Source organism: Rhodococcus sp. MS16 (assembly GCF_013277795.1).
Taxonomy (GTDB): Bacteria; Actinomycetota; Actinomycetes; order Mycobacteriales; family Mycobacteriaceae; genus Rhodococcus_F; species Rhodococcus_F globerula.
In genome coordinates this window covers 88,783-115,233 of the sequence record NZ_VBTM01000005.1, presented here as the reverse complement: position 1 = coordinate 115,233, position 26,451 = coordinate 88,783, and the positions used below count along the sequence as shown (strand labels likewise).

The 26,451-nt window shown below is 62.9% G+C and carries 27 protein-coding genes; 19 read left to right on the top strand and 8 right to left on the bottom strand.

All coding sequences use genetic code 11. The annotated features are described in order from the left end of the window. Nucleotides 1–77 precede the first annotated feature (77 nt). The 5 genes from FEZ60_RS13335 to FEZ60_RS13315 all read left to right on the top strand — a co-directional run bounded on the left by FEZ60_RS13335 (nt 78) and on the right by FEZ60_RS13315 (nt 5,393). A complete protein-coding gene (locus FEZ60_RS13335) occupies nt 78–1,043 on the top strand; it encodes an NADPH:quinone oxidoreductase family protein (RefSeq protein ID WP_033236436.1) in 966 nt (321 codons plus the stop codon). An 88-nt stretch (nt 1,044–1,131) separates the two neighbouring features. Then, nucleotides 1,132–1,602 (top strand): MarR family winged helix-turn-helix transcriptional regulator, encoded by a 471-nt coding sequence (locus tag FEZ60_RS13330; protein ID WP_346343357.1) that lies wholly within the window; start codon nt 1,132–1,134, stop codon nt 1,600–1,602. Continuing rightward, on the top strand, nt 1,599–3,125 hold the full coding sequence (locus FEZ60_RS13325; RefSeq protein ID WP_033236434.1) for a DHA2 family efflux MFS transporter permease subunit: 1,527 nt from the start codon (nt 1,599–1,601) through the stop codon (nt 3,123–3,125). The genes FEZ60_RS13330 and FEZ60_RS13325 overlap by 4 nt, the downstream gene beginning before the upstream one ends. Before the next feature lie 147 nt (nt 3,126–3,272). Further along, nucleotides 3,273–4,367 (top strand): LLM class flavin-dependent oxidoreductase, encoded by a 1,095-nt coding sequence (locus FEZ60_RS13320; protein ID WP_033236433.1) that lies wholly within the window; start codon nt 3,273–3,275, stop codon nt 4,365–4,367. 39 nt (nt 4,368–4,406) lie between these two features. After that, on the top strand, nt 4,407–5,393 hold the full coding sequence (locus FEZ60_RS13315) for a pirin family protein (RefSeq protein WP_172936270.1): 987 nt from the start codon (nt 4,407–4,409) through the stop codon (nt 5,391–5,393). Nucleotides 5,394–5,433: 40 nt separating this feature from the next. Here the strand turns inward: FEZ60_RS13315 and FEZ60_RS13310 are convergent, their stop codons facing one another. The 3 genes from FEZ60_RS13310 to FEZ60_RS13300 are packed head-to-tail and all read right to left on the bottom strand — an operon-like array spanning nt 5,434 to nt 7,664. After that, on the bottom strand, nt 5,434–5,961 hold the full coding sequence (locus FEZ60_RS13310) for a gamma carbonic anhydrase family protein (RefSeq protein ID WP_033236431.1): 528 nt from the start codon (nt 5,959–5,961) through the stop codon (nt 5,434–5,436). Between the two features lie 45 nt (nt 5,962–6,006). Further along, a complete protein-coding gene (locus FEZ60_RS13305) occupies nt 6,007–6,867 on the bottom strand; it encodes an EamA family transporter (RefSeq protein WP_033236430.1) in 861 nt (286 codons plus the stop codon). Next, nucleotides 6,864–7,664 carry a crotonase/enoyl-CoA hydratase family protein gene (locus tag FEZ60_RS13300; protein WP_033236429.1) on the bottom strand — a complete coding sequence of 267 codons (801 nt, stop codon included), beginning with the start codon at nt 7,662–7,664 and terminating at the stop codon, nt 6,864–6,866. The genes FEZ60_RS13305 and FEZ60_RS13300 overlap by 4 nt, the downstream gene beginning before the upstream one ends. A 109-nt stretch (nt 7,665–7,773) precedes the next feature. Between FEZ60_RS13300 and FEZ60_RS13295 the strand changes: the two genes are divergently transcribed. From FEZ60_RS13295 to tuf, 14 genes are all read left to right on the top strand, one after another. Continuing rightward, entirely contained in the window at nt 7,774–8,595 is an 822-nt protein-coding gene (locus tag FEZ60_RS13295) for a TIGR03084 family metal-binding protein (protein ID WP_172936269.1), read from the top strand. Next, nucleotides 8,592–10,313 carry an acyclic terpene utilization AtuA family protein gene (locus FEZ60_RS13290; protein ID WP_141484719.1) on the top strand — a complete coding sequence of 574 codons (1,722 nt, stop codon included), beginning with the start codon at nt 8,592–8,594 and terminating at the stop codon, nt 10,311–10,313. Before FEZ60_RS13295 ends, FEZ60_RS13290 begins: the two co-directional genes overlap by 4 nt. Further along, entirely contained in the window at nt 10,310–11,458 is a 1,149-nt protein-coding gene (locus tag FEZ60_RS13285) for an acyl-CoA dehydrogenase family protein (RefSeq protein ID WP_141484718.1), read from the top strand. The genes FEZ60_RS13290 and FEZ60_RS13285 overlap by 4 nt, the downstream gene beginning before the upstream one ends. Further along, nucleotides 11,455–13,053: a carboxyl transferase domain-containing protein gene (locus tag FEZ60_RS13280; RefSeq protein ID WP_019744291.1), complete on the top strand. Its 1,599-nt coding sequence runs from the start codon at nt 11,455–11,457 to the stop codon at nt 13,051–13,053. Before FEZ60_RS13285 ends, FEZ60_RS13280 begins: the two co-directional genes overlap by 4 nt. An 8-nt stretch (nt 13,054–13,061) precedes the next feature. Then, the gene (locus FEZ60_RS13275; RefSeq protein WP_172936268.1) at nt 13,062–15,047 is read left to right on the top strand and encodes a biotin carboxylase N-terminal domain-containing protein; all 1,986 of its coding nucleotides are present in this window, start codon (nt 13,062–13,064) and stop codon (nt 15,045–15,047) included. Then, nucleotides 15,047–16,207, top strand: coding sequence for an acyl-CoA dehydrogenase family protein (locus tag FEZ60_RS13270; RefSeq protein ID WP_033236424.1), 1,161 nt, complete (start codon nt 15,047–15,049; stop codon nt 16,205–16,207). The genes FEZ60_RS13275 and FEZ60_RS13270 overlap by 1 nt, the downstream gene beginning before the upstream one ends. Nucleotides 16,208–16,232: 25 nt before the next feature. Then, nucleotides 16,233–17,030 (top strand): enoyl-CoA hydratase family protein, encoded by a 798-nt coding sequence (locus FEZ60_RS13265; protein ID WP_172936267.1) that lies wholly within the window; start codon nt 16,233–16,235, stop codon nt 17,028–17,030. A 16-nt stretch (nt 17,031–17,046) separates the two neighbouring features. Then, on the top strand, nt 17,047–17,658 hold the full coding sequence (locus FEZ60_RS13260; RefSeq protein WP_033236422.1) for a TetR/AcrR family transcriptional regulator: 612 nt from the start codon (nt 17,047–17,049) through the stop codon (nt 17,656–17,658). A 36-nt stretch (nt 17,659–17,694) separates the two neighbouring features. After that, nucleotides 17,695–18,252 carry a DUF3558 domain-containing protein gene (locus FEZ60_RS13255; protein WP_172936266.1) on the top strand — a complete coding sequence of 186 codons (558 nt, stop codon included), beginning with the start codon at nt 17,695–17,697 and terminating at the stop codon, nt 18,250–18,252. Next, nucleotides 18,249–18,773 (top strand): DUF3558 family protein, encoded by a 525-nt coding sequence (locus FEZ60_RS13250; protein ID WP_172936265.1) that lies wholly within the window; start codon nt 18,249–18,251, stop codon nt 18,771–18,773. Before FEZ60_RS13255 ends, FEZ60_RS13250 begins: the two co-directional genes overlap by 4 nt. A gap of 364 nt (nt 18,774–19,137) precedes the next feature. Beyond that, a complete protein-coding gene (rpsL, locus tag FEZ60_RS13245) occupies nt 19,138–19,512 on the top strand; it encodes a 30S ribosomal protein S12 (protein ID WP_003941908.1) in 375 nt (124 codons plus the stop codon). Beyond that, a complete protein-coding gene (gene rpsG / locus FEZ60_RS13240; RefSeq protein ID WP_003941856.1) occupies nt 19,512–19,982 on the top strand; it encodes a 30S ribosomal protein S7 in 471 nt (156 codons plus the stop codon). Before rpsL ends, rpsG begins: the two co-directional genes overlap by 1 nt. A 204-nt stretch (nt 19,983–20,186) precedes the next feature. After that, on the top strand, nt 20,187–22,289 hold the full coding sequence (gene fusA / locus FEZ60_RS13235) for an elongation factor G (protein WP_033236420.1): 2,103 nt from the start codon (nt 20,187–20,189) through the stop codon (nt 22,287–22,289). A 132-nt stretch (nt 22,290–22,421) separates the two neighbouring features. Next, nucleotides 22,422–23,612 (top strand): elongation factor Tu, encoded by a 1,191-nt coding sequence (gene tuf, locus FEZ60_RS13230; RefSeq protein ID WP_033236419.1) that lies wholly within the window; start codon nt 22,422–22,424, stop codon nt 23,610–23,612. A gap of 132 nt (nt 23,613–23,744) precedes the next feature. On the opposite strand, the gene FEZ60_RS13225 is transcribed toward tuf, so the two are convergent. Genes FEZ60_RS13225 through FEZ60_RS13205 form a run of 5 tightly spaced genes read right to left on the bottom strand, consistent with a single transcriptional unit; the run spans nt 23,745 to nt 26,261 of the window. Further along, nucleotides 23,745–24,308: a hypothetical protein gene (locus tag FEZ60_RS13225; protein WP_045070916.1), complete on the bottom strand. Its 564-nt coding sequence runs from the start codon at nt 24,306–24,308 to the stop codon at nt 23,745–23,747. Further along, nucleotides 24,305–25,303: a DUF6286 domain-containing Asp23/Gls24 family envelope stress response protein gene (locus tag FEZ60_RS13220; RefSeq protein ID WP_045070914.1), complete on the bottom strand. Its 999-nt coding sequence runs from the start codon at nt 25,301–25,303 to the stop codon at nt 24,305–24,307. Before FEZ60_RS13220 ends, FEZ60_RS13225 begins: the two co-directional genes overlap by 4 nt. Further along, entirely contained in the window at nt 25,290–25,469 is a 180-nt protein-coding gene (locus FEZ60_RS13215; protein ID WP_033236416.1) for a hypothetical protein, read from the bottom strand. The genes FEZ60_RS13220 and FEZ60_RS13215 overlap by 14 nt, the downstream gene beginning before the upstream one ends. A gap of 1 nt (nt 25,470) precedes the next feature. Further along, entirely contained in the window at nt 25,471–25,800 is a 330-nt protein-coding gene (locus FEZ60_RS13210) for an Asp23/Gls24 family envelope stress response protein (protein ID WP_239654810.1), read from the bottom strand. Beyond that, entirely contained in the window at nt 25,797–26,261 is a 465-nt protein-coding gene (locus FEZ60_RS13205) for an Asp23/Gls24 family envelope stress response protein (RefSeq protein ID WP_045070913.1), read from the bottom strand. Before FEZ60_RS13205 ends, FEZ60_RS13210 begins: the two co-directional genes overlap by 4 nt. Between the last annotated feature and the right edge of the window lie 190 nt (nt 26,262–26,451).

Genomic DNA, 26,451 nt, shown 5'->3' with positions numbered 1-26,451 from the left:
ATCGGCCGGGATGGTCGGACGGCAGGCTAAGGTCGGGAACAGATGATGTCCGATTGCTTTCTCGATGAGGAGTTGCTGTGCGTGCGATGGTTGTTACCGAGTTGTCCGGCCCGCAAGGACTCGACCTCGAGGAGATCCCCGAGCCTGATGCGTCCGGCAAAGTTCTCATCGACGTCAAGGCCAGTGGAGTCTGTTTTCCGGACTTGTTGATCACCTACGGCAAGTATCAGATCCGGCCGGAGCCCCCGTTTGTCCCCGGTGCGGAAATCTCGGGTGTCGTGATCACGGCGCCGGAGGAATCGGGATTCACTGCGGGCGACCGGGTCCTTGCGGCGACCTATCTCGGGGGATATGCGGAACGAATAGCAGTCGACCCTTCGCAGGTGTTGCGAATCCCGGACGCTTTGGATTTCGACGAAGCCGCGTCTTTGATCATCAATTACCAGACGATGGAGTTTGCGCTGGCTCGTCGCGCCAAGATCGTGGCCGGCGAAACCGTAGTTGTTCTCGGCGCGGCCGGCGGTGTGGGCACCGCGACCATTCAGTTGGCCAAGGCGCACGGTGCTCGGGTAATCGCCGTTGTTCGACGCGCCGGCGTCGAGGAGTTCCTCCGCGAGTTGGGAGCTGACGAGGTGGTGGCACTGGCGCCGGGGTGGGGTGAGCGGGTTCGCGAGCTGACCGGCGGCAAGGGGGCGCAGATAGTGGTGGATCCCGTCGGCGGTGACGCCTTCGACGAGGCGGTCCGCGTTCTGGCCCCTGAAGGCCGCCTTGTCGTGATCGGATTTGCCGGCGGCGGGATTCCCGAGGTGAAGTTGAACCGGGTGCTGTTCCGCAACATCAGCATTGTCGGGGCGGCGTGGGGTGAGTTCACACGTTCTGATCGCGACGCAGTTGCTGAGGTGCATGCATCGCTGGTGCGCCATGTCGAAAACGGGTTGCGTCCCATCGTCAAGGCTCGATACCTTCTGGAGGATGCGGCCTTGGCGCTCACCGATTTGGAAACGGGCAAAGTTCTCGGAAAGGCCATTTTGGTGCAGGAATGAGTTTGCGAGGGTGATGTTGCTCACCGGAAATCGGGTTGCGCGTTAGTTACGGTTGGGCAATAGTTGCATCCGCACTACTATTCGCCAGGTGATCGCCTCGGATTCTGATGACCTGTTCGGAGCACTCGACGAGTTGTTCACTCGCCTGATGAGCGCCGGTGATTCGGAGTCGATCGATGCACTGATCGAGTTGGATCTCTCGTTCAGTCAGGTTCGTGTGCTGTTTGCTCTCGGCCAGTGCGATGCGCCCGTCCCGATCAACGAGGTTGCCGACGAGCTTCGGCTCTCGGTGGCGGCGACGGGTCGCAATATCGACCACCTCGTGCAGATGGGGTTGGTCGTGCGGCGTGAGGACGAACGTGACCGGCGCGTCAAACGGGTTTCCCTGTCGGAGGCCGGCGTTAAGGTCACGTCCAATCACATCGAATGCAAGCGTGGACAGCTTCGTGATTTTGCGTCGCGCGTGCCCGCGCCGGAACGGCTTCGACTTGTCGAGGCGCTAGAGCCCATTCTCGCGGGTGACTACCTGCGAGCATCTACCCAGGAGATTTCGCGATGACATCGCCGAACGCGCCGGCACCGGCGTCCGACAAGTTAGACGGTGCGGTACTCAAAATCGCATCCGTGGTGGTGCTCGGTGCCATCATGTCGATTCTCGACGTGACCGTGGTGAGCGTCGCGCTGACTACATTTGCCGAGGAATTCGATACGTCCTACGCCACAGTGGCATGGACGATGACGGCGTACACGCTTGCTCTCGCAACAGTTATCCCGGTGACGGGTTGGGCGGCGGACCGATTCGGTACCAAACGGCTGTACATGACCGCGCTCGTGCTGTTCGTGCTGGGTTCGGTTGCCTGTGCGATGGCGTGGGACATCACGTCGTTGATCGGTTTCCGAGTTCTGCAGGGTCTTGGCGGCGGCATGTTGATGCCGCTCGGTATGACGATCATGACCAAGGCTGCTGGTCCGGAACGGATCGGTCGTGTCATGGCTGTGCTCGGTATTCCGATGCTGCTCGGCCCCATCGGTGGACCGATCCTCGGTGGTTGGCTGATCGAGGTCGCAAGCTGGCACTGGATCTTCCTGATCAACTTGCCGATCGGTGCCATTGCGTTGGCGGCAGCGTTCAAGATTCTGCCTTCGGACAAGCCCCAGCCTTCGGAGTCGTTCGACTTCCTCGGCATGGTGCTGCTGTCGCCGGGCCTGGCGCTGTTCCTCTTCGGTGTGTCGTCGATCCCTGAGGTAGGGACCGTCGCGTCGGCCAGGGTCTTGGTCTCCGCCGGTATCGGCTTGGTTCTGATCATCGCGTTTGTGTTCCATGCGCTGCGTAAGGATCATCCGCTGATCGACCTGCGCTTGTTCAAGAACCGGCAGTTGTCGGTCGCCGTGATCACGACGTCACTGTTCATCGTGGCGTTCATGGGCGCGGGTCTGTTGTTCCCGAGTTTCTTCATCCAGGTGGGTGGCCACACGACCCTCGAGGCCGGCCTCCTCATGGCTCCGCAGGGGCTTGGCGCAATGCTGACCATGCCGATCGCCGGCCGACTCGTGGACAAGATGGGCGCAGGCAAGATCGTGTTGACGGGTCTGCCGTTGATCCTGATCGGCATGGGTGTCTTTACGCAGGTCGCTTCCGATTCCCCGACCTGGATGCTGATGGCTGCCCTGTTCGTGATGGGTATGGGTATGGGCTGCACGATGATGCCGCTGATGACGGCCGCGATCGTGACGCTGTCCAACGAGCAGATCGCTCGCGGTTCGACACTCATGAATATCGTTCAGCAGACCGCTGGCTCTATCGGTACCGCTGTGATGTCCGTGGTTCTCACCAACCAGTTGCTCAATCGCGATCTGACAAGCAATGAAGTCGGCATGGCGCACCTTCCGCCGCCGGTGGGACCGGATCCGTCGACGGTCGATTCGATTCTGAGTTCTGCCGCCGACGCATTCGGCAACACGTTCCTTGTTGCTACCGTCTTGATTGCTTTGACCTTCATCCCGGCATTCTTCCTGCCGCGTAGCAAGACGACGCGAGTTGTAGCCGAGGGTGATTCAGCGGCGCCGATCATGATGCACTGACACGTATTCTTTTGCGCTGAGGGCGGTAAGCACATGGTGTGCCTACCGCCCTCAGTGCTGTTCAGGGTGCGGGAATAGCCCCAGATGGTTGAATGTTAAATTATCTACATGCAGTCGTAGGGATCAACGCCCTGAACAGGAGTAGCCATGCAGTTCGGAATCTTCACAGTCGGTGACGTCACCACAGACCCCACGACAGGGGTCACGCCCACCGAGCACGAGCGCATCAAGGCGATGACCACTATCGCCAAGCATGCCGAAGACGTGGGACTCGACGTCTTCGCAACAGGCGAGCACCACAACAAGCCGTTTGTGCCGTCGTCACCCACCACGATGCTCGGCTACATCGCTGCACAGACCGAGAAGATCACGCTGTCCACGTCAACGACGCTGATCACCACCAACGATCCGGTGAAGATCGCCGAAGACTACGCGATGCTCCAGCATCTCGCGGAGGGTCGCGTCGACCTCATGATGGGGCGTGGCAACACGGCGCCCGTGTACCCGTGGTTCGGCAAGGACATTCGCGCGGGTATTCCGTTGGCCCTCGAGAACTATCAGCTCTTGCGCCGGCTTTGGGACGAGGAAGTGGTGAACTGGCAAGGGGAGTACCGCACTCCGCTGCAAGGTTTCACGTCCACACCACGTCCGCTCGACGGCATCGCACCCTTTGTGTGGCACGGCTCGATTCGCAGTCCTGAGATCGCGGAAATCGCGGCGTATCACGGTGACGGGTTCTTCGCGAACAACATCTTCTGGCCCAAGGAGCACTACATCGAGCTCATCAACCTCTACCGTCAGCGCTACGAGCATTACGGACACGGCACCGCCGATCAGGCGATCGTCGGGCTGGGCGGTCAGGTCTTCATGCGTAAGAACAGTCAGGACGCCGTCAAGGAATTCCGCCCGTACTTCGACAATGCGCCGGTGTACGGTCACGGACCGTCGCTCGAAGAGTTCACCGAGCAGACGCCGCTGACAGTCGGTTCGCCGGAGCAGGTCATCGAGAAGACCCTCGCGTTCGCGGATTTCTTCGGCGACTACCAGCGCCAGCTGTTCCTCATGGATCACGCGGGTCTTCCGCTGAAGACGGTGCTCGAGCAGCTCGATCTTCTCGGCGAGGAAGTTGTACCGGTTCTGCGTCGTGAATTCGCGGCCCGTCGTCCGGCGCATGTCCCGGACAACCCGCCCACCCACGCGTCGATGAAGGCCGCGCGTGACACAAGTGCGGTCTCGGCATAGTTCTGGGCACCCTGACGCAACCCGAGGCAGGATGAAGAGATGAGCAACCTCGACATGCATCCCGTAGAGCAGGAATGTGAAGGCAAACCTGACAACAGCGAGATTCAGATCCTCACCCCGCGGGATGTTCCGCTCGGTGGCCCACGGGCAATGCGGGTGCGGCGCACATTGCCGCAGCGCGATCGTTCGCTGATCGGGGCGTGGTGCTTCGCCGATCACTACGGGCCGGACGACGTCGGCTCGGGGCCCGGCATGCATGTGCCGCCGCATCCACACACCGGTTTGCAGACGGTCAGTTGGTTGTTCACGGGTGAGATCGAGCATCGCGACAGCATCGGCTCTCACGCGATGGTGCGCCCGGGCGAACTTAACTTGATGACGGCCGGTAGCGGTATCGCTCATTCGGAGGTCTCGACTCCGAACACGAAGGTTCTGCACGGCATGCAGCTGTGGGTGGCGCTCCCGGACGCGGCGCGCGATACCGCCCCCGCGTTTGTTCACTACCGACCGGAACCGGTGACCATTGGGGGCGCCAGGCTCAGCGTGTTCCTCGGCTCGTTGGCCGGCGAGAAATCGCCGGTATCCACCTTCACCGAATTGCTCGGTGCCGAGATAGTTCTCGATCCGGGCGCTGACATTGCGCTCGACGTCGAGCGTTCCCACGAACACGGCGTGATCGTCGATCAAGGATCGGTGGTGCTGCGTGGCACCACCGTCGGCTGGGCCGAGTTGGGTTATCAAGCACCGGGTTTCGGGAAGCTGACATTGCGCAATCCAGGTTCCGAACCGGCTCGGGTCCTGCTGCTCGGCGGCAAGCCCTTGGGCGAGCAGGTGATCATGTGGTGGAACTTCATGGGCCGCACGCACGAAGAGATCGTCGAGTATCGACGCAAGTGGCAGGCCGAACTGGCCTCTGGATTCGACGGCAGCGTCCCTGATCAACGTTTCGGCGTAGTGCCGGGATACGACGGTCCGGCGCTCCCGGCACCCGAGTTGCCGAACAGTACGTTGCGGCCCCGAGGTTAGTCGCGGCTCTTGCTGCTTCCGGCCGCAAGCGTAGTGTCGATCAGGCCTGTTCGATGTCCTGATGGGCCTTGGCGAGCATGATGTAACCGGCGCCGTTGGCGCTGATCCCGGCCTTTTCGCCTTCGGAGAGTTCACGTTTGACCTTGGCCGGTACGCCGGCGACCAGTGATCCGGGCGGGATCTGCATCCCCTGCGAGACGACGGCGCCGGCCGCGATCAGTGATCCCGAACCGATGTGTGCGCCGTTGAGCACCACTGCGCCCATGCCGACCAACACGTCGTCTTCGACGGTGCACCCGTGCAACACCGCGTTGTGGCCGACCGAGATCCGCTCGCCCAGAACCGCGGGGAACGTCGGGTCTGCATGCACCGTGCAGTTGTCCTGGATGTTGGTGTCCGCGCCGATGGAGATCGATTCGGCGTCGCCGCGAATGACCGCGCCGTACCAGATGCTGGCGCCGGCAGCGATGGTCACTGCGCCGACAACGGTGGCATTGGGTGCGATGAACGCGCTCTCGTCGATCTGCGGGGTGCGTCCGAGAACGGTGGCGATGATCGGGTTGGTCATGGTTCTCCTGTGCGTTGGAATGAACGTGCTCTGACGGTACCTGGACTATTTCGGGGTGGGCTTTCGATTCATGACAACGGTGCCGATGCCCGCCACGACCACAAGTCCGATGGCAACCAGGGTCATGGAGTCGAGTGTCTGTCCGATGATGACTACGCCGGCCAACGCTGCTGCTGCCGGTTCGAGCGCAATGAGGACGGCAAAGACCTTCTTGGCCAAGGATCGCAGCGCCCACATTTCCAGGCTGTACGGAATGACGGACGAGAGGATGGCTACGGCCGCGCCGGCGGCAAGCATCTTCGGATCGAGCAGTTCTGAACCTCCGGAGACCACACCGAACGGCAGGGTGAGGACGGCCGCCACAATCGTGGCACCGGCCAGACCGTCGGCACTCGGAAGTGTTGCGGCGAGGTGTGAACCGGCGATGATGTATCCCGCCCAGGCTGCGGCCGCAATGAGTGCGTAGATCACGCCGACGACGTCGAGTCCGGATTCCCCGTGATCACCCAATCCGAGGAGAAGTACTCCGCCGAAGGCAAGCAGCACCCAGGCACCGTCGGCCCAGCGCTTCGACAGCACCGCGGCAAGTGTGAGTGGCCCGAGAAATTCGATGGTGACGGCCGTTCCGATGGGCACCGTGTCGAGGGCCATGTAGAAGGCCCCGTTCATGACGGCCAGAGAAACGCCGAGCGCAAATATGCCCTTGCGCTGCCGGTTCGACCACCTGCTCCATCGTGGGCGGACGATGACTCCGAGGATGATCGCGGCGATCGTCAGCCGAAGCGTCGTGGCACCGGCCGGCCCGATCTGCGAGAACAGGGTCGTCGCGAATGCCGCTCCGAACTGGAGCGAAAGTATCGAGGTGAGGACTGCGCCGACCGGCAGAAGCTGACTGCCGGCCTTCATTCTCCGGTGAACTCAGGACTTCGACGCTCGAGCATCGCGGCGACGGCTTCGTGGTGATCGCGAGTGTGATGGGCGATCGACTGCATGGCGGCCGAGAGTTCGAGCAAACTCTCGAGGCTCTGGTGCTGGCCCTCGCGGAGCAGTTTCTTGGTCATGCGGAGCACCTGCGGGGGATTGGCGGCTACTCGCGCTGCCAAAGCGTGCGCTGCGGGAAGCAATTCTTCGGGCTCGGTGATCTGCGAGACCAGACCCCAGTCGAGTGCCTTGGTCGCGTCGATCGGTTCGCCGGTGAACGCCATCTCGGCGGCGCGGGCGTTGCCGATCGCGCGGGGGAGCAGCCAGGCTCCGCCGTCGCCGGGGATGAGTCCCACCTTGACGAAGCTCTCGGCGAAGACTGCGGCGGTCGAGGCGATGCGGAGGTCGCACATGAGTGAGAGGTCGCAGCCCGCTCCGATGGCCGGGCCGTTGACCGCGGCGATGGTCGGCACCTCACACGTGTACAGCGCGAGCGGAATGCGCTGGATGCCGTGCCGGTAGCCCTGGCGGATCTCGCCGGGAGCACCACCGAACATGCCTTCCTTGTCTCGCATGTGTTTGACGTTGCCGCCGGAGGAGAAAGCCGACCCGGCCCCCGTGAGGATGACTGCGCGCACACTCTGATCTCGGTTGACTGCGGTGACCGCGTCTTCGAGGGCCTCGATCATGTCGATCTCGGAGATGGCGTTGCGGGTGTCCGGGCGATTGAGGGTCCACGTGACCACATCGCCGGTTCGCGAGATCAGTACGGCGTCGCTCATGGGTGCTCCTGATAGTCGATGGCAGTTGAGCTCAGTCTCTCATCGCGAGATTTCCAAATAACAATCATTCGTGCTTGATTTTTATGGACCCGGGTGTGATGCTGGTCGCATGGCCGAACTTCAGACGTTCATCGATGACTTGCGGGCCGAAGGCGAGAGCCTCGACGCCCTGGTTGCGGATCTGCCCGAGGAGAAGTGGGCGACAATGACGCCCGCGGAAGGGTGGACCATCGCGCATCAGATCGGGCACCTGCACTGGACGGACAGTGCTGCGATCCTGGCTGTCACCGACCCGGACGGGTTCGCGGAGCAGTTGAAGGCGGCGTTCGTGAATCCGGCCGGGTTTGTCGACGACGGTGCTGCCGAGCAGGCAGCCCGCCCGCCCGCAGAGTTGCTCGCCGATTGGCGGGCGGGGCGCATTGCTCTCGTCGAGGCGCTCACCGCTGCCCCGGCCGGCACCAAGTTCCCCTGGTACGGCCCGCCCATGGGCGGTGTCTCCATGGCAACCGCGCGATTGATGGAGACGTGGGCGCACGGGCAGGACGTCGCCGACACACTCGGCGTCGAACGCGCTCCGACGGCGCGCATCAAGAACATCGCTCATCTGGGTGTGCGGACGCGGAACTTTGCGTACTCGGTCAACGAGAAGACGCCGCCCGCCGACGATTTCCGGGTGGAGTTGACGGCGCCGGACGGTTCGCTCTGGACCTGGGGGCCGGAAGATGCGCCGCAGAAGGTGACCGGGCCGGCGTTGGACTTCTGCCTGCTGGTCACCCAGCGCGCCAATCGCGCCGATCTCGATCTGGTTGCCGTTGGCGCCGACGCAGACGAGTGGTTGGGGTTTGCGCAGGCATTTGCCGGACCCGGCGGCGAGGGGCGAGCCGCCATCGGAGCGAGCGGTGAGGGACGAGAAGCGAAGGTGGACAGATGAGTTCGGTACGGATCGGTAATTGCTCCGGGTTCTACGGCGACCGCGTCTCGGCGATGCGCGAGATGCTCGAGGGCGGCGAACTCGACTACCTGACCGGCGACTATCTGGCCGAACTGACGATGCTGATCCTCGGCCGGGACCGGATGAAGGACCCGTCGCTCGGCTACGCGAAGACGTTCCTGCGACAGGTCGAGGACACCCTCGGCCTCGCGCTCGACAAGGGCGTGAAGATCGTTGCGAATGCCGGCGGCCTCAACCCGGCCGGACTGGCGGACGCGCTGCGCGAGGTCAACACCAAGCTGGGGTTGAACGCGAAGATCGCCCACGTCGAGGGTGACGATTTGATCTCTCGGGCAGACGAACTCGGACTCGGCTCCCCGCTGACGGCCAATGCGTACCTCGGCGCCTGGGGCATAGTCGAAGCCTTGTCGGCGGACGTCGATGTCGTGGTCACCGGTCGTGTCACCGATGCGTCGGTGATCGTCGGTCCAGCCGCTCATCACTTCGGTTGGAAGCGAGATGATTTCGATCAATTGGCCGGTGCTGTCGCGGCTGGCCACGTCATCGAGTGCGGAACCCAGGCCACCGGCGGCAACTACGCGTTCTTCACCGAGATTCCCAATCTGGGCCGTCCTGGCTTCCCGATCGCCGAGATCAACGCGGACGGATCCTCGGTCATCACCAAGCATTCCGGAACGGACGGCGAGGTGAGCGTCGGCACGGTGACGGCGCAGCTGTTGTACGAGATCACGGGCGGACGCTACGCAGGCCCGGATGTGACCACCCGTATCGACAACGCGGTGCTCACCCAGGAAGGCCCGGATCGGGTGCTGATCAGCGGAGTCACGGGCGAGGCTCCGCCGCCGCAGTACAAGGTCTCACTCAACACGCTGGCCGGGTTCCGCAACGAGGCCACGTTCATCCTCACGGGTCTCGACATCGAGGCCAAGGCCGATCTGGCGAAGACTCAACTCGAATCCTGGCTGACGAAGAAGCCCGCCGAACTGGTCTGGACTCTCGCTCGCACAGATCACCCGGATTCCGACACCGAGGAAACAGCGAGTGCGTTGCTGCGCTGCGTGGTTCGCGATTCCGACCCCAAGGTGATCGGTCGCCCCTTCTCCGCGGTTGCGGTGGAAATGGCACTCGCCAGTTACCCAGGCTTCTCGCTGACCGCGCCGCCGAGCAACGGACAACCGTACGGAGTGTTCACCCCCGGCTACGTCGGCGCGGGATCGGTGCCTCACGTGGCCGTACTGCCAGACGGCACTCGCGTGGACATCGCTCCGTCGACGCTGACGCAGGACCTCGAACCGGTCGACGAACCTGAGCGTCCGGAGCCGTTGCCGCCACAGTCTTCGCTTTCGGTGCCACTCGGCACGATCGCCGGTGCCCGTAGTGGCGACAAGGGTGGAAATGCCAACGTCGGCGTCTGGGTTCGCACGGACGATCAGTGGAAGTGGTTGGCGCACACTCTGACCGTCGAAATGCTCAAGGAACTACTACCGGAAGCAGCAGACCTGAACGTCACTCGCTACCAGCTTCCGCACCTTCGTGCCGTCAACTTCGTGATCGAGGGAATCCTCGGTCAGGGTGTTGCCTCGCAGGCGCGGTTCGATCCGCAGGCCAAGGGAATTGGTGAGTGGCTGCGCTCGCGCCATATCGACATCCCGATTTCGCTACTCCCCACAACTGACGAGAAAGAGGATTCACGGTGACCGTGTGGACCACACCGGAAAGGCTTGCGCTTCGCGAGACCGTACGCGGATTCGTGAACCAGGAGATTCTGCCGCACCTGACGCAGTGGGAGCGTGACGGCGAGATTCCGCGCGAATTACACCGCAAGGCAGGCGCTCTCGGGCTCCTCGGGGCCAGTGCTCCCGAATCGGCTGGCGGTGAGGGTGGCGATGCCGTCGACTCCATCGTGATCTGTGAGGAGATGCATCAGGCAGGTGCGTCGGGCGGTCTGTTCGCATCGCTCTTCACCTGCGGCATCGCGGTGCCGCACCTGATTGCGGCCGGCGACGAGGCGCAGATCGAGAAGTGGGTCAAGCCGACCCTGCGCGGCGACAAGATCGGCTCGCTCGCCATCACCGAGCCCGGCGGAGGCAGCGACGTCGGGCATCTGACAACCACAGCCAAGCGCGACGGCGATCATTACGTCGTGAACGGCGCCAAGACGTTCATCACCTCCGGCGTTCGAGCGGACTTCGTCGTCACCGCAGTGCGCACCGGTGGCCCCGGCGCGGGTGGTGTCTCACTGCTCGTGATCGAGAAGGGCACAACGGGATTCACCGTCTCGCGCAAACTCGAGAAGATGGGCTGGCGCGCGTCGGATACAGCGGAACTGTCCTTTGTCGACGCCCGGGTTCCGGTGGAGAATCTGGTCGGCGCAGAGAACAGCGGCTTCGCGCAGATCGCCCAGGCATTTGTCTCCGAGCGGGTCGCCCTCGCCGCCCAGGCGTATGCCAGTGCAGAACGTTGCCTGGAGCTGACCCTCGAATGGTGCCGCGCCCGCGAGACTTTCGGTCGACCCCTCATCAGTCGGCAGGCCGTGCAGAACACCGTCACCGAGATGGCCCGCAAGATCGACGTCGCCAAGGTGTACACGCATTCGGTGATCGAACGGCACATGGCCGGTGACGGCGATCTGATCGCCGAGGTGTGCTTCGCCAAGAACACGGCAGTCGAGACGGGCGAATGGGTTGCGAACCAAGCCGTTCAGCTGTTCGGCGGCCTCGGATACATGCAGGAAAGTGAAGTGGAGAGGCAGTACCGGGACATGCGAATTCTGGGAATCGGTGGCGGAACCACCGAAATCCTCACCGGCCTCGCGGCCAAGCGATTGGGGTATCAGTCATGAGTGTCATCCGGTCAACACTGGACACCAATTCCGAGGTGTACCAGACCGCAACATCGACCATGAACACCAAGCTCGCCGAGATCGAGGTCGAGCACGCCAAGGCGCTGGCGGGCGGCGGCGAGAAATACACCGAGCGGCACCACAAGCGAGGAAAACTCCTGGCACGCGAGCGGATCGAACTCCTGCTCGATCAGGATTCGCCGTTCCTCGAACTGTGTCCCCTCGCTGCGTGGGGGAGTGACTTCCCGGTCGGCGCCAGCACCGTGGTCGGTATCGGCGTCGTCGAAGGTGTCGAATGCCTGATCGTTGCCAACGATCCCACCGTGCGCGGCGGCACCAGCAACCCGTGGACGCTGCGTAAGGGATTCCGCGCCAACGACATCGCCATGCAGAACCGCCTTCCTGTCATCTCGCTGGTCGAGTCCGGCGGTGCAGACCTGCCGACGCAGAAGGAGGTGTTCATCCCGGGCGGGCGTATGTTCCGTGACCTCACACAGCTTTCCGCAGCCGGTATCCCCACCATTGCACTGGTCTTCGGTAACTCGACTGCCGGCGGCGCGTACATCCCGGGCATGTCCGACCACGTCGTGATGATCAAGGAACGCTCCAAGGTGTTCCTCGCAGGTCCGCCGCTGGTCAAGATGGCCACCGGTGAGGAATCAGATGACGAGGCACTCGGCGGCGCCGAAATGCACGCTCGCAAGTCCGGGTTGGCTGACTACTTCGCAGCCGACGAGCAGGACGCGATCCGCATCGGTCGCTCGATCGTCAAGCGACTCAACTGGACCAAGAAGGGGCCGGCGCCTCGCGCGGAGATCATCGAACCGCTCGAGGATCCGGAAGAGTTGCTCGGCATCGTTCCGGCCGACCTGAAGATTCCGTTCGATCCGCGTGAGGTCATCGCCCGTATCGTCGACGGTTCCGACTTCGACGAGTTCAAGCCGCTCTACGGTTCCTCCCTCGTGACGGGCTGGGCCGAGCTCAACGGCTACCCGATCGGCATCCTGGCCAACGCACGTGGAGTGCTCTTCAGCGAAGAGTCCCAGAAGGCCACGCAGTTCATCCAGCTCGCCAACCGCTCCAACACGCCGTTGCTGTTCCTGCACAACACCACCGGCTACATGGTGGGTAAGGAATACGAGGAGGGCGGCATGATCAAGCACGGATCGATGATGATCAATGCGGTAGCCAATTCCAAGGTTCCGCACATCTCGATCTTGCTCGGAGCGTCGTACGGCGCCGGTCACTACGGCATGTGCGGACGGGCGTTCGATCCGCGATTCCTCTTTGCCTGGCCCAGTTCCAAGTCCGCCGTCATGGGCGGTGCGCAGCTCGCCGGCGTCATCTCCATCGTGGGACGCGCTGCTGCCGAGGCCCGCGGCCAGGTTTTCGACGAGCAGGCTGATGCCGGCATGCGCGCGATGATCGAGAACCAGATCGAGGCCGAGTCACTTCCGATGTTCTTGTCCGGGCGTCTGTACGACGACGGCGTCATCGATCCCCGAGACACCCGCACCGTGGTGGGAATGTGCCTGTCGGCCATTGCCACCGCCCCGATCGAAGGCACCGAGAACTTCGGCGTCTTCCGTATGTGAGGCACGCCGTGACAATCACTTCAGTACTGGTCGCCAATCGTGGCGAAATCGCCCGCCGTGTCTTTGCAACCTGCCGCAAGAACGGAATCGGGACGGTCGCGGTCTTTTCCGACGCGGATGCCGACAGCCCGCACGTCGCCGAAGCCGACGCCTCGGTTCGCCTGCCGGGTAACACGCCTGCCGAGACATACCTGCGGGGCGAGCTCATCATCGCCGCAGCCAAGGCTTCGGGCGCCGACGCGATTCACCCCGGCTACGGATTCCTCTCCGAGAACGCGGAGTTCGTGCGCAGTGTCATCGATGCCGGACTGACGTGGATCGGTCCGCCCGTCGAATCCATCGAGCTCATGGGATCGAAGGTCGAGTCCAAGAAGATCATGGACGCGGCCGGAGTTCCGGTGCTGTCCGAACTCGATCCCGCTGCGGTGACCGACGCTCATCTGCCGGTGCTCATCAAGGCGTCGGCGGGCGGCGGCGGACGCGGAATGCGTGTCGTTCGTGAATTGTCGGCGCTGGAAGGCGAACTGGAAGCGGCGCGGCGTGAGGCGCAGTCCGCCTTCGGTGACCCGACTGTCTTCTGCGAGCGCTACCTCGAGACCGGTCGGCACATCGAGGTTCAGGTCATGGCCGACCGCCACGGTGGGGTGTGGGCGGTGGGGGAGCGCGAGTGCTCGATCCAGCGTCGGCATCAGAAGGTGGTCGAAGAGGCACCGTCGCCGCTCGTGCAACGCATCCCCGCCATGCGCGACAAGCTTTTCGACGCCTCGCGGCTCGCAGCCAACGCCATCGGCTACGAGGGAGCGGGAACCGTTGAATTCCTGGCAGACGAAAAGGGTGACTTCTTTTTTCTGGAGATGAACACTCGCCTGCAGGTGGAGCATCCCGTCACCGAGTGCACCACCGGACTCGATCTGGTGGAACTGCAATTGCAGGTCGCTTCAGGTGAAGTGCTTCCGGACGAGCAGCCGGAGATTCGCGGACATTCCATCGAGGTGCGCCTGTACGCCGAGGACCCCGCCAAGAACTGGCAGCCGCAGAGCGGAACCGTTCACCACATCGAGTTGCCCGGTGACCCACAAGAATTCAGTGTTCTGCGTGAGCAGGGCGTTCGCCTCGACTCCGGCGTCGTCGACGGCAGTGTTGTCGGCGTCCACTACGACCCGATGTTGGCCAAGGTCATCTCGTACGCGCCGACGCGGACCGCAGCTGCCCGGCTGCTCGCGTCGACGCTGGCGCGCACCAGGATTCACGGCCTGCGCACCAACCGCGATCTGCTCGTCAATGTCCTGGCTCACCCCGCCTTCATTGCCGGGGACACCGATACGGCATTCTTCGAGACCCATGACCTCGAGAAGTTGTCAACGCCTCTGGCCGACACCGACGCCGAAAGGCTTTCGGCGCTAGCGGCGGCACTTGCCGATGCCGCGCACAACCGGGCGTCGGCGCGCGTCATCGGCCGCTTGCCCAGCGGGTGGCGCAACCTGCCGTCGCAGCCGCAGAGCAAGAGCTACTCCACTGCGTCGGGCGACTACGACGTCCGCTACTCCCTGAGCCGAAGCGGCGTGTTGAACGCAGAAGGCTTCGACGACGTGAGCCTGGTATCGGCAACTGCTGCCCGAGTAGTGCTCGAGCAGAGCGGAGTACGGCGTTCGTTCGACGTGGCGGCATACGGGAGTGAGATTTTTGTCGACTCCTCGCTGGGGCCGGTCGCGTTGACGGCAGCACCGCGCTTCGTGGATCCGTCGGCGGAAGTCGCGGCCGGTTCGTTGCTCGCTCCGATGCCGGGATCGGTTATCCGCCTCGGCGCCGCACTCGGTGACACCGTCACTGCCGGCCAGCCGATTCTGTGGCTAGAGGCCATGAAGATGGAACACACCGTCACCGCGCCGACTGCCGGTGTCCTGGTAGAACTTCCGGTCGCCGTCGGCCAGCAGGTCGAAGTCGGATCGGTACTCGCACGTGTGGAAGAACCCGCTACAGAAGAGGAAGCATGATGAGTTTCATCGAAACCGAAGAGCAGAAGGAACTACGGGCATCCGTTTCCAAACTGGGTGAGCGCTTCAACTACGTCGACTACGTGCTGCCCAAGGCGCGCAAGGGTGAGCCGCTCACCGAATTATGGAACGAGGCGGGCAAACTCGGATTCCTGGGCGTCAACCTGCCGGAGGAATACGGCGGCGGCGGTGCCGGTATCTACGAACTCGCGCTGGTGCAGGAGGAATTGGCGGCACAGGGTGCCGGTCTGCTCCTGGTTGTCGTATCCCCGGCCATCTGCGGCACCATCATCGGCAAGTACGGCACGGCGGAGCAGAAGCAGCAGTGGCTACCCAGCCTCGCCGACGGCTCCAAGATCATGGCGTTCGGAATCACCGAGGCCGACGCGGGTTCGAACTCACACCAGATCACGACGACGGCTCGTCGCGACGGCGAAGACTGGATCCTGAGCGGCAACAAGATCTACATCTCGGGCGTCGATCAAGCTGACGCAGTGCTCATCGTCGCGCGCACCGAGGACTCCAAAACCGGCAAGCTCAAGCCCGCTCTGTTCATCGTCCCCACGGATTCTCCTGGATTCGTGAAGACGCAGATGGAGATGGACATCATCGAGCCGGACCACCAGTTCATCTTGTTCCTCGACGATGTACGGCTGCCGGCCGACGCTCTGGTCGGCGAAGCTGATGCCGCACTGATGCAGTTGTTCGCCGGTCTCAACCCCGAGCGCATCCTGGGTGCGTCGATGGCCATCGGAATGGGCCGTTACGCCCTGAACGCCGCGGTGAAGTTCGCCAACGAGCGCACGGTGTGGAAGACGCCGATCGGTGCCCACCAAGGTATTTCGCATCCCCTCGCGCAGGTGAAGATCGAACTCGAGCTCGCCAAGCTGATGATGCAGAAGGCCGCGGTCCTCTACGACAGTGGGGACGATTTCGGTGCTGCCGAAGCCGCGAACATGGCGAAGTACGCGGCTGCCGAGGCCAGCATCAAGGCACTCGATCAGGCGATCCAGACGCACGGCGGCGCAGGCCTGACGAAGGAATACGGACTGGCCGCCATGCTCGGCGCGGCTCGTATCGCCCGTGTCGCGCCGGTGAGCCGCGAGATGATCCTCAACTTCGTCTCGCAGCACTCTCTCGGTCTGCCTCGGTCTTACTAGACGGTCTCACTGGAAAGGGCGAAGCATGACGGACGAGGACAAGCCATACGTACGGTACGAAGTATCCGGTGGTGCGGCCACGATCACTCTCGACTCACCACACAACCGCAACGCGATTTCGACGCGGTTGGTCACGGAGTTGCAGGCTGGACTGACGTCGGCGGCCGCTGATCCGGCAGTTCGAGCAGTGGTGCTCACCCACACGGGTGGAACATTCTGTGCGGGAGCCGATCTCAGTGAAGCATCCGGGTCGTCCTTATCTCCGGAGGAGGCAGTCAAAGAGCGCGGGCGGGGGATGCTGACGCTCTTACGCAGCATTCTCGAGCTGCCCAAGCCCGTGATCGGGCGCATCGACGGTCACGTCCGGGCCGGGGGTATGGGTCTTGTCGGGGCGTGCGACATCGTCGTCGCCGGACCGGCGAGCACCTTCGCGGTGACGGAATCACGATTGGGGTTGGCCGCGTCCATCATCTCGCTCACTGTTCTGCCGAGGCTCGATCACCGATCTGCGAGCCGGTACCTGCTCACCGGAGAGAAGTTCGGACCGAACGAGGCCCACGCTATCGGGCTGGTGACGGAAGCGTCGCAGGGAACCGCCGAGTCGATCACTGAACTCTTGGTCACATTGCGTCAGTGCTCGCCACAGGGGCTGGCCGAATCGAAATGGCTCACGACCAGGCAGGTCCTGGCCGGATTCGACCGAGACGGCGAGGAGATGATCGCGCAGTCGGCGCGGCTGTTTTCCTCTGACGAGGCTCGTGAGGGCATGATGTCTTTCTTGCAGAAGCGTCCAGCAGCCTGGGCACAACAGAACGCACAGTAGAAGGGATGGCGGCGCGATGACTCGAGAACCCAAGCAGGACCGAAGTCGAGTCACGCGCTCCCACCTGCTCGAAGTGACGGTGGAGTGTCTCGCCGAACTCGGATGGGGTGCAACGACGATGAGTGTCGTCGCGCAGCGGGCCGGGGTATCCCGTGGTGCCATGCAGCACCACTTCCCGACGCGTGAGGACCTGATCACCGCGGCACTCGAGGTGATGTTCGACGCCCGAATGGATCAGGCACGCAAAGAGTCCACCGACCTTCCCGCGGGTGCCGGTCGAACCGAGGCGATCATCTCCCGATTGGTCGAGTACTACACCGGCACTCTGTTCAAGGCAGCACTTCAGGTGTGGACGGCGGCAGCTTCCGACCCGGACTTGCGAGCGCGAGTGTTGCCACTCGAGGAACGGTTCGGGCGCATCGCGCACCGCATGGCCGTCGAGAGTCTTGGCGCCGACGACGCAGATCCGACGACGCACCGTCTGGTGCAGGCGACCCTTGACCTTGCCCGAGGGCTGGGGTTGGCAGATGTCTTGACCGACGACTCGCGTCGACGGTCCGAGGTGGTCAGAACGTGGGCGGCGCAACTCGACTCGACTCTCGTGCGTGTGTCAGCGCCGGTGTCGTGATCGCGCAGCTCTGATCCCGGAAGTACAGTCACCTGCATGCCGCGCTGCAGAGCCCTGTCCTTCAGTACCCCGTTGGTGGTCGCTGCTGCGGTGCTGGTGTCGGCTACCGGCTGCGGGGCCGACGACGGCACAGCGGAACAGTCCACAGGTTCAGCGCCCACCGCCCAGGCAGCAACCGATCCCGGTCCGATGTTCGCAGAATGCGGATCGGTGACGGATGAGGAGGTGGTCGCGGCTTTCGGGCTCACGTTCACCGATGTCACCAGAAACGGTGTCGGCTGTGAATGGACGGTTGCCGGTTCGTTGGGACCAAGCGTCGCGTTCTCCTGGTACCGCGGCAGCCCGATCGGCCGCGAGCGCGCCGGTTCCGACCTTCTCGGTCGACCTGCTGCCGACATCACGATCGAGGGCCACTCCGGTTTCATCGCGTCGCGAGAAGGCGTTCTGTGCGAGTTGGGTATTTCCTTCGGGGGCGATTTTGTTCATTGGTCGGTGAACTACGGCTCCGCGAACTCCGGGCTTGTCGCCCCGCCTGCCGATCCGTGTGTTGTCGGGAAGAGCCTGATGGAACTCACTGTCTCGAGAGCACAGTGAGTCGCGCCCGGGCGGCGGCGCTTGGCGCGTCGTTTCTCCTGCTGACGGGGTGCGGTTCGACAGTGACGGGAACGCCGCTGGCCGAGGGCGGCTATCAGGGCAGTAGCAGCGAGAAGTTCGCCAACATCCTGCAGGAATGTGAAGCGGTGTCCGACCCGCAGATCGCGGCGGCAATCGGCGCCGACGGCGTCGACCGTGGTTTCTACGGGGCAATCTGTCGGTGGGACGGGGTTGGCGGCGCAGGTCCGGTCCATGTCACGTTCAACTGGTTCGAGACCGGCACCACCGATCACGAGGTCGCCGCATTCGAGCATCTCGGATATGTGGTCGAGAAGATCACCGTCAAGGGCAGTGACGCCTACCTCGTGCGGCAACCGGCGGATCCACAAAGCTGTGGCATCACCGCCGGCGCTCCGGCCGGGGGAGTGTTCGGTTGGTGGGTGCGCCAGCCGGCCGGCGGCATGGATGCGTGCGCGGGAGCCACTAAACTCGGAGAACTGACGCTCAACGTCAGTATTTGAACCTGCTGTCGAACCTGGTCGTTGCTGTGAGTTCCGTATCACTTCAGGCTCATTTTGACCACATAGCACGCTGGCAGGTATCGTTATGGGTCGTGTCCGGCATGCCCGGGCCGATCTGTGTGCCTAGCTAGGTATTGCCGTGCGCACGTTCGAGCAGTTATTGCTTCAGAACGAGCATCCGGCTGCCTGTGTGGGGGTATGCGACACGCCCGACCTCGGGTGCAGAGCGAGGCGCATTTGCGCAGCGCAGCAGTATCAGAGGTGGGTGAGGAGCAGCAGCTATCTTGCTCCAACTGCTAGATCCCTAATTTCAGAACAGCCAAGGTTGCTTCGAGCAGTCTGTTCCGACGTAGAAAGCCGGTAAATGCCAACCATCAACCAGCTGGTCCGCAAGGGTCGCCGCGACAAGACCGCCAAGGTCAAGACGGCAGCCCTCAAGGGCAGCCCGCAGCGTCGTGGCGTGTGCACTCGCGTGTACACCACCACCCCCAAGAAGCCGAACTCCGCTCTCCGTAAGGTCGCTCGCGTTCGCCTGACGACTTCGGTCGAGGTCACCGCGTACATCCCCGGTGAAGGCCACAACCTTCAGGAGCACTCCATGGTGCTCGTCCGTGGCGGTCGTGTGAAGGACCTCCCGGGTGTCCGTTACAAGATCATCCGCGGCTCCCTCGACACCCAGGGTGTCAAGGGTCGCAAGCAGGCACGCAGCCGCTACGGCGCCAAGAAGGAGAAGAGCTAATGCCACGTAAGGGCCCCGCTCCGAAGCGCCCGCTCATCAACGACCCGGTTTACGGTTCCCCGTTGGTGACGCAGCTCGTCAACAAGATCCTGCTGGACGGCAAGAAGTCCACCGCAGAGCGAATCGTGTACCAGGCTCTCGAGCAGGCACGCGAGAAGACCGGCACCGATCCGGTCGTCACGCTCAAGCGCGCCCTGGACAACGTCAAGCCTGCACTCGAGGTTCGTAGCCGCCGCGTTGGTGGCGCTACCTACCAGGTGCCGGTCGAGGTTCGTCCCGGTCGTTCCACCACGCTGGCACTGCGCTGGCTGGTCACCTTCTCGCGTGCACGTCGTGAGAAGACCATGGTCGAGCGTCTCGCCAACGAGCTCCTCGATGCCAGCAATGGCCTCGGTGCAGCTGTGAAGCGTCGCGAAGACACTCACAAGATGGCCGAAGCCAACAAGGCATTCGCCCACTACCGCTGGTGATGTAAGCGTCGGAGCAACTGCCATCGGGTGGGTGCTCCGACGCTGTCGCCGTTGGCGACCTGATCACATCGGCCGGTTAATTCCGGACAGAGGTGGTCGGGTTGCCGCGGCAGAGACATAATTGAAAGACCATGGCCTTGACGGTGGAACACACCGGATACGGCCGACACCCGAAAAACCAAGCAACGAGCGGGGAAGAAACCTGTGGCACAGGAAGTGCTGACTGACCTGAACAAGGTCCGCAACATCGGCATCATGGCGCACATCGATGCCGGCAAAACCACCACCACCGAGCGCATCCTGTTCTACACCGGTGTCAATTACAAGATCGGTGAGACGCACGACGGTGCGTCGACGACGGACTGGATGGAGCAGGAGAAGGAACGCGGCATCACGATCACGTCTGCCGCCGTGACTTGCTTCTGGAACAACAACCAGATCAACATCATCGATACCCCCGGCCACGTCGACTTCACGGTCGAGGTGGAGCGGTCGCTGCGCGTGCTCGACGGCGCAGTTGCTGTGTTCGACGGTAAAGAGGGTGTCGAGCCGCAGTCCGAGCAGGTGTGGCGTCAGGCTGCCAAGTACGACGTTCCGCGTATCTGCTTCGTCAACAAGATGGACAAGATGGGCGCGGATTTCTACTTCACCGTGCAGACCATCATCGACCGTCTCGGCGCGAAGCCGCTCGTTCTTCAGCTGCCCATCGGCGCTGAGGACGACTTCGACGGCGTCGTCGACCTGGTCGAGATGCGTGCCATCACGTGGCGCGGCGTAGTTCCGACCGGTGCACTGCCGACCATCGAAGAGATCCCCGCGGATCTCGTCGAGAAGGCTGCAGAGTACCGCGAGAAGCTGCTCGAAACCGTTGCCGAGTCCGACGAAGCTCTCATGGAGAAGTACTTCGGCGGCGAAGAGCTCACGGTCGAGGAAATCAAGGGCGCCATCCGCAAGATGACGGTCGCTTCCGAGCTGTACCCGGTTATCTGTGGCTCCGCGTTCAAGAACAAGGGCGTTCAGCCCATGCTCGACGCAGTCATCGACTACCTGCCCAACCCGCTGGATATCGGCGAGGTTGTCGGCCACAAGCTCAATGACGAAGAAGTAGAGATCACTCGCAAGCCGAGCAAGGAAGAGCCGTTCTCGGCTCTCGCCTTCAAGATCGCTGCTCACCCGTTCTTCGGCAAGCTGACCTTCGTCCGCGTGTACTCGGGTCGTATCGATCCGGGCGCACAGGTGCTCAACGCAACCAAGGGCAAGAAGGAGCGCATCGGAAAGCTCTTCCAGATGCACGCCAACAAGGAGAACCCGGTAGAAGAGGCCGTAGCCGGCCACATCTACGCGATGATCGGCCTCAAGGACACCACCACCGGTGACACCTTGTGCGATCAGGCGAACCCCATCGTCCTCGAGTCGATGTCGTTCCCCGCACCGGTCATCCAGGTCTCCATCGAGCCCAAGACCAAGTCCGACCAGGAAAAGCTGGGCGTCGCGATCCAGAAGCTCGCCGAAGAGGATCCGACCTTCTCGGTCGAACTCGACGACGAGACCGGTCAGACCGTCATCGGCGGCATGGGCGAGCTCCACCTCGACATCCTCGTCGACCGCATGCGTCGCGAGTTCAAGGTCGAGGCCAACGTCGGCAAGCCGCAGGTTGCGTACCGCGAGACCATCACCAAGACGGTCGAGAAGCACGACTACACCCACAAGAAGCAGACGGGTGGCTCGGGCCAGTTCGCAAAGGTCATCATCGCTCTGGAGCCTTTCGTGGGCGAAGACGGTGCTACCTACGCATTCGAGAACAAGGTCTCCGGCGGACGTATCCCGCGCGAGTACATCCCCTCCGTGGATGCAGGCGCACAGGACGCGATGCAGTACGGTGTTCTCGCCGGCTACCCGCTCGTGAACCTGAAGCTGTCGCTGCTCGATGGTGCTTACCACGACGTCGACTCCTCGGAAATGGCGTTCAAGGTTGCCGGTTCGCAGGCGCTGAAGGAAGCCGCCCGCAAGGCCGGCCCCGTCATTCTCGAACCCCTTATGGCTGTCGAGGTCACAACGCCCGAGGAGTACATGGGCGACGTGATCGGCGATATCAACTCCCGCCGTGGCCAGATTCAGGCCATGGAGGAACGCAGTGGTGCCCGTGTCGTGAAGGCGCTGGTTCCGCTCTCGGAGATGTTCGGTTACATCGGTGACCTGCGGTCCAGGACCCAGGGCCGGGCGAACTTCTCCATGGTGTTCGATTCCTACGCAGAGGTTCCCGCGAACGTCTCGAAGGAAATCATCGCCAAGGCGACGGGCGAGTAAGTAGTAAGTACTGCGAGCTCCCCAGCCCGCGCCGGTAAGTAACCTCGGTTGCTTTCGGCACGAAGCACGACCAAGTAATAACCAACCGCACTGCTGCATACGGCAAGCAATTATCAGTCCAGGAGGACAAAAGTGGCGAAGGCGAAGTTCGAGCGGACGAAGCCGCACGTGAACATCGGCACCATCGGTCACGTCGACCACGGCAAGACCACGACGACGGCGGCCATCACCAAGGTGCTTGCGGATGCTTTCCCCGACCTGAACGAGGCTTCGGCCTTCGATCAGATCGACAAGGCTCCCGAGGAAAAGGCTCGTGGCATCACGATCAACATCTCGCATGTTGAGTACCAGACGGACAAGCGCCACTACGCGCACGTCGATGCACCGGGTCACGCCGACTACATCAAGAACATGATCACCGGCGCGGCTCAGATGGACGGCGCTATCCTCGTCGTTGCAGCCACCGATGGCCCGATGCCCCAGACGCGCGAGCATGTCCTGCTCGCTCGCCAGGTTGGCGTTCCGTACATCCTCGTCGCCCTGAACAAGGCCGACATGGTTGACGACGAAGAGATCCTCGAGCTCGTCGAGATGGAGGTCCGCGAACTGCTGGCCGCTCAGGAATTCGACGAGGACGCCCCGGTCATCCCGATCTCGGCACTCAAGGCACTCGAGGGCGACGAGAAGTGGACCCAGTCCATCCTCGACCTCATGGCTGCAGTCGACGAGTCCATCCCGACTCCGGTTCGTGAGACCGAGAAGCCCTTCCTCATGCCTGTCGAGGATGTCTTCACGATCACCGGCCGTGGCACCGTTGTCACCGGTCGTATCGAGCGTGGCGTTGTCAACGTGAACGAGGAGGTGGAGATCGTCGGCATCAAGGAGACCTCCACCAAGACCACCGTCACGGGCATCGAAATGTTCCGCAAGCTGCTCGACTCGGGCCAGGCCGGCGACAACGTCGGACTGCTCGTTCGTGGCATCAAGCGCGAAGATGTCGAGCGTGGACAGGTTGTCGTCAAGCCGGGCACCACGACTCCCCACACGGAGTTCGAGGGCCAGGCATACATCCTGTCGAAGGACGAGGGCGGCCGCCACACCCCGTTCTTCAACAACTACCGCCCGCAGTTCTACTTCCGTACCACGGACGTTACGGGCGTCGTGACGCTGCCTGAGGGCACCGAGATGGTCATGCCCGGTGACAACACCGAGATGTCCGTCAAGCTCATCCAGCCTGTCGCCATGGACGAGGGCCTGCGCTTCGCAATTCGCGAAGGCGGCCGTACGGTCGGCGCCGGCAAGGTTTCCAAGATCATCAAGTGAGACTCTTGTCTTGCTAGTTGATTCATAGCTCCGCACAGAAAGGCGCTCATTCCCTTCGGGGAGTGAGCGCCTTTCTTGTTGTTGTACTTGATTTCCGATGGTGCGGTTCCGGTCGGGAAACCCGAGCCAGACCTACTGCGCGGCGTCCACTCGATCTAGGTGCAGTAGTACCTGCACCGCAACATCAGAACCGTCGAGGTTGCGGCGCGTTGTCGACGCGATGTCCTCGGCGCGGGTGGTGAAGTCGACGACGTTGATTCCGGGATCGGCGTTGACCACTACGGAGAGTGTCGGGAGCCCACGGTCTACGGTGGCTCGTCCCTTAGCGGCACGGACACCGGGCAAATGTGCGAGTTCAGCTGCAACACCATCGGCGATCGGACCGAGATCAACACTGATTTCGGTGCCGGACTGTGCATGTCGGAGTGTTATTGCTCGGGCGCGGCGCAGCCGAAGATTGAGGAATAGCAAGCCGAATCCGGCAACAACGCAGAAGACAAAAGTTCCGGTAAGAACCCAGTGCCACCACGGTTGCTCGGGAATTCCGAGGAGCGTCGGTCGATCCAGCCGTGACACCCACGTCCGGATCAGACGGACGCCGGCATCCCAGGCGATGACGTACGCACCGGCGACGACGAGAGCAATGCCGATGATCAGCACAACGATTCGGTCGAGCGCGGCTATGTAGCGGTTCACGATTCGACCTTCTGCTTTGCTGCGATTTCTCGGGCGAGAACGGTCAGACGGACGGGGCGCTGTAGGACGTCGAGGTGCGGTTGAACTGCTGTTTCGACGGCCGTGATCAGTGCGTCGCGATCCCCGCCGACGGTATCGATATGGACCTTGGCGTGTTTGCGGTCGACGGTGGTGTGGGCGCGTTCGACGCCGGGCACCGTTGCGGCTTGTCCGCTGCACATGCGGGCAATGTCGGTCGGGCGCATCCAGACGGTACCGGCATTCGGGTTCCCTAGTGGCACATGGGTTTTAGCACGTCGCTTCATCGCCGTCATGATCAGGACGACCCCGGCGACGACTGCTGCGATTGCCGTCGGTAGTAGCCACGTCTGCCAGTGCAATCGTGATGCCCATTCAACGGAGTTCGCGATCCACGGCGCAGATTCGAAGGTGCCGCGATTGATGAACCATTCACGCGAGACCACAAAAGCAAGCGCGAGTAGTCCGAACGCGATCACTACTGCCGATACCGCTGCGGCGGGTGCAGCGGCAGGCGTTCGAGGGGGAGTCCACTGCGAAACCGGTTGCTCGGCAGTGTCTTCGGGAATGCTGATGCCCGGTACGGCCCCGTCATCGGGGACCGTGGTTGCCGCGATCAGAACGTTCATTTCGTGCAGCGGGTAGCCGGTGAGGGATTCGACACTCGTGGCGACCTCGTTGTGCACGCGACCTGTCAGTTCGACAACAGAGCACGGCCAGTTGACCGCAAGAAAGAGATTGACGGATACGGCGTCGGACCCCATCGCGATGTCTGCCCGCGGCAGTTCCCGTCCGGTCAACTTGCTGAGTCCGCCGGTTTGCCGGACAACTCCGGGGACCGTGATCGCGGCGGCTGTGGCGATTTTCGACATCGCGCGGTCCTTGATGACCAGTACGCCGCGAAGGCCGGGGTCAACGGGGTCCGGTGTTGATGTGCCCGCCGTGGGGGTGGGTGTGGTGGACTCAGCCACGGCCACGGCTTCGGAGGATGGCGCCGAGGTCGAGGTGACCGTCGCGATGCGCGCCGATCGCCATACCGGCTGCTCCGAGTAGGACGGCAAAAAGGAATCCGCTGAACCCGCCCAGAATTCCGGCGAGGGCGAGGAGCAGACCGACCAGCAGGCCGACTGTCGTGCTGTTCACATCAGTTCCTTTCTTCGATGAGGGGTGCGAGCTGATCGTCAGGGTGGCTGACGTCGCCGACGGTGACGGTGATCGGTACGTCGACGACCTGCCCGACCGCGTCGCGGACGTGTTGAGCGACAGTCACGACGTTTGCCGGGTAAGCGACGGATATGTGTACGTTGCAACCGTTTTCGTCGATGACCACGCCGGTGACGCGCTTGCCCGGGAGGTAGGTTCCGACTTCGCCGAACTCGCCGCCGTGCAGTGCGGCGACACCGTGAACCGCCAGCGCGGCGTCGGCGACGGTTTCGGCTGCCAAACCGAGATCGATCCGTTCGGGACCGCTCACTGAACTCTCGGCTTCGCTTCCGCTTCGGTGCCCGGGTTCTCGGATTCGCCGAAGAGCATGACGTCGAAGACGGTGATGTTGACTTCGGTGACTTCGAGGCCGGTCATTCTTTCGACGGCCGCGATGACGTTGCGCCTGATTCCGAGCGCCAATTCGTGGAGGGCGACGCCGTATTCGGCGACGATTCCGATGTCGATCGCGGCCTGCTTCTCGCCGACCTCGACGGCCACGCCCTGCGCGTGATTGACGCGTGCACCAGGGATGCGGTCGCGGAGTGCGCCGACGGCGCGTGCGGTACCGCCGCCGACGTCGTACACGCCGTTGATCTCGCGGGTGGCTATGCCGGCGATCTTGGCGACCACGGCGTCCGCAATGATCGTTTTGCCCTGCGTGCTGTGGAGCGCGGCGCCGCCGTCCGCGCCGAACTGGACGCTGCTGCTTCCACTGGAATCGCTGGTCATGCGGTGCTCCCTGCTCGAGTTTCAGTGTGTGCGTCTCACCTGTCATTAACTCTAGTGACAACCGCTGCTTCCCAGCGGGTGCACCACACCTCCGTCCGAATTTGGTATGACAGAGTCTGACGTGAATACGTGACGGCTCTCATAGTGGGCGCCGATAGTGACGCAAGATCAGACGGGTGGGTGTGTGGTG

Bases quoted from the DNA above. Each gene is read 5' to 3' on its own strand.
- FEZ60_RS13325 (WP_033236434.1), top strand. From the start codon at position 1,599: ATGACATCGCCGAACGCGCCGGCACCGGCGTCCGACAAGTTAGACGGT.
- FEZ60_RS13320 (WP_033236433.1), top strand. From the start codon at position 3,273: ATGCAGTTCGGAATCTTCACAGTCGGTGACGTCACCACAGACCCCACG.
- FEZ60_RS13315 (WP_172936270.1), top strand. From the start codon at position 4,407: ATGAGCAACCTCGACATGCATCCCGTAGAGCAGGAATGTGAAGGCAAA.
- FEZ60_RS13310 (WP_033236431.1), bottom strand. From the start codon at position 5,961: ATGACCAACCCGATCATCGCCACCGTTCTCGGACGCACCCCGCAGATC.
- FEZ60_RS13305 (WP_033236430.1), bottom strand. From the start codon at position 6,867: ATGAAGGCCGGCAGTCAGCTTCTGCCGGTCGGCGCAGTCCTCACCTCG.
- FEZ60_RS13300 (WP_033236429.1), bottom strand. From the start codon at position 7,664: ATGAGCGACGCCGTACTGATCTCGCGAACCGGCGATGTGGTCACGTGG.
- FEZ60_RS13295 (WP_172936269.1), top strand. From the start codon at position 7,774: ATGGCCGAACTTCAGACGTTCATCGATGACTTGCGGGCCGAAGGCGAG.
- FEZ60_RS13290 (WP_141484719.1), top strand. From the start codon at position 8,592: ATGAGTTCGGTACGGATCGGTAATTGCTCCGGGTTCTACGGCGACCGC.
- FEZ60_RS13280 (WP_019744291.1), top strand. From the start codon at position 11,455: ATGAGTGTCATCCGGTCAACACTGGACACCAATTCCGAGGTGTACCAG.
- FEZ60_RS13270 (WP_033236424.1), top strand. From the start codon at position 15,047: ATGAGTTTCATCGAAACCGAAGAGCAGAAGGAACTACGGGCATCCGTT.
- FEZ60_RS13265 (WP_172936267.1), top strand. From the start codon at position 16,233: ATGACGGACGAGGACAAGCCATACGTACGGTACGAAGTATCCGGTGGT.
- FEZ60_RS13260 (WP_033236422.1), top strand. From the start codon at position 17,047: ATGACTCGAGAACCCAAGCAGGACCGAAGTCGAGTCACGCGCTCCCAC.
- FEZ60_RS13255 (WP_172936266.1), top strand. From the start codon at position 17,695: ATGCCGCGCTGCAGAGCCCTGTCCTTCAGTACCCCGTTGGTGGTCGCT.
- rpsL (WP_003941908.1), top strand. From the start codon at position 19,138: ATGCCAACCATCAACCAGCTGGTCCGCAAGGGTCGCCGCGACAAGACC.
- rpsG (WP_003941856.1), top strand. From the start codon at position 19,512: ATGCCACGTAAGGGCCCCGCTCCGAAGCGCCCGCTCATCAACGACCCG.
- FEZ60_RS13205 (WP_045070913.1), bottom strand. From the start codon at position 26,261: ATGACCAGCGATTCCAGTGGAAGCAGCAGCGTCCAGTTCGGCGCGGAC.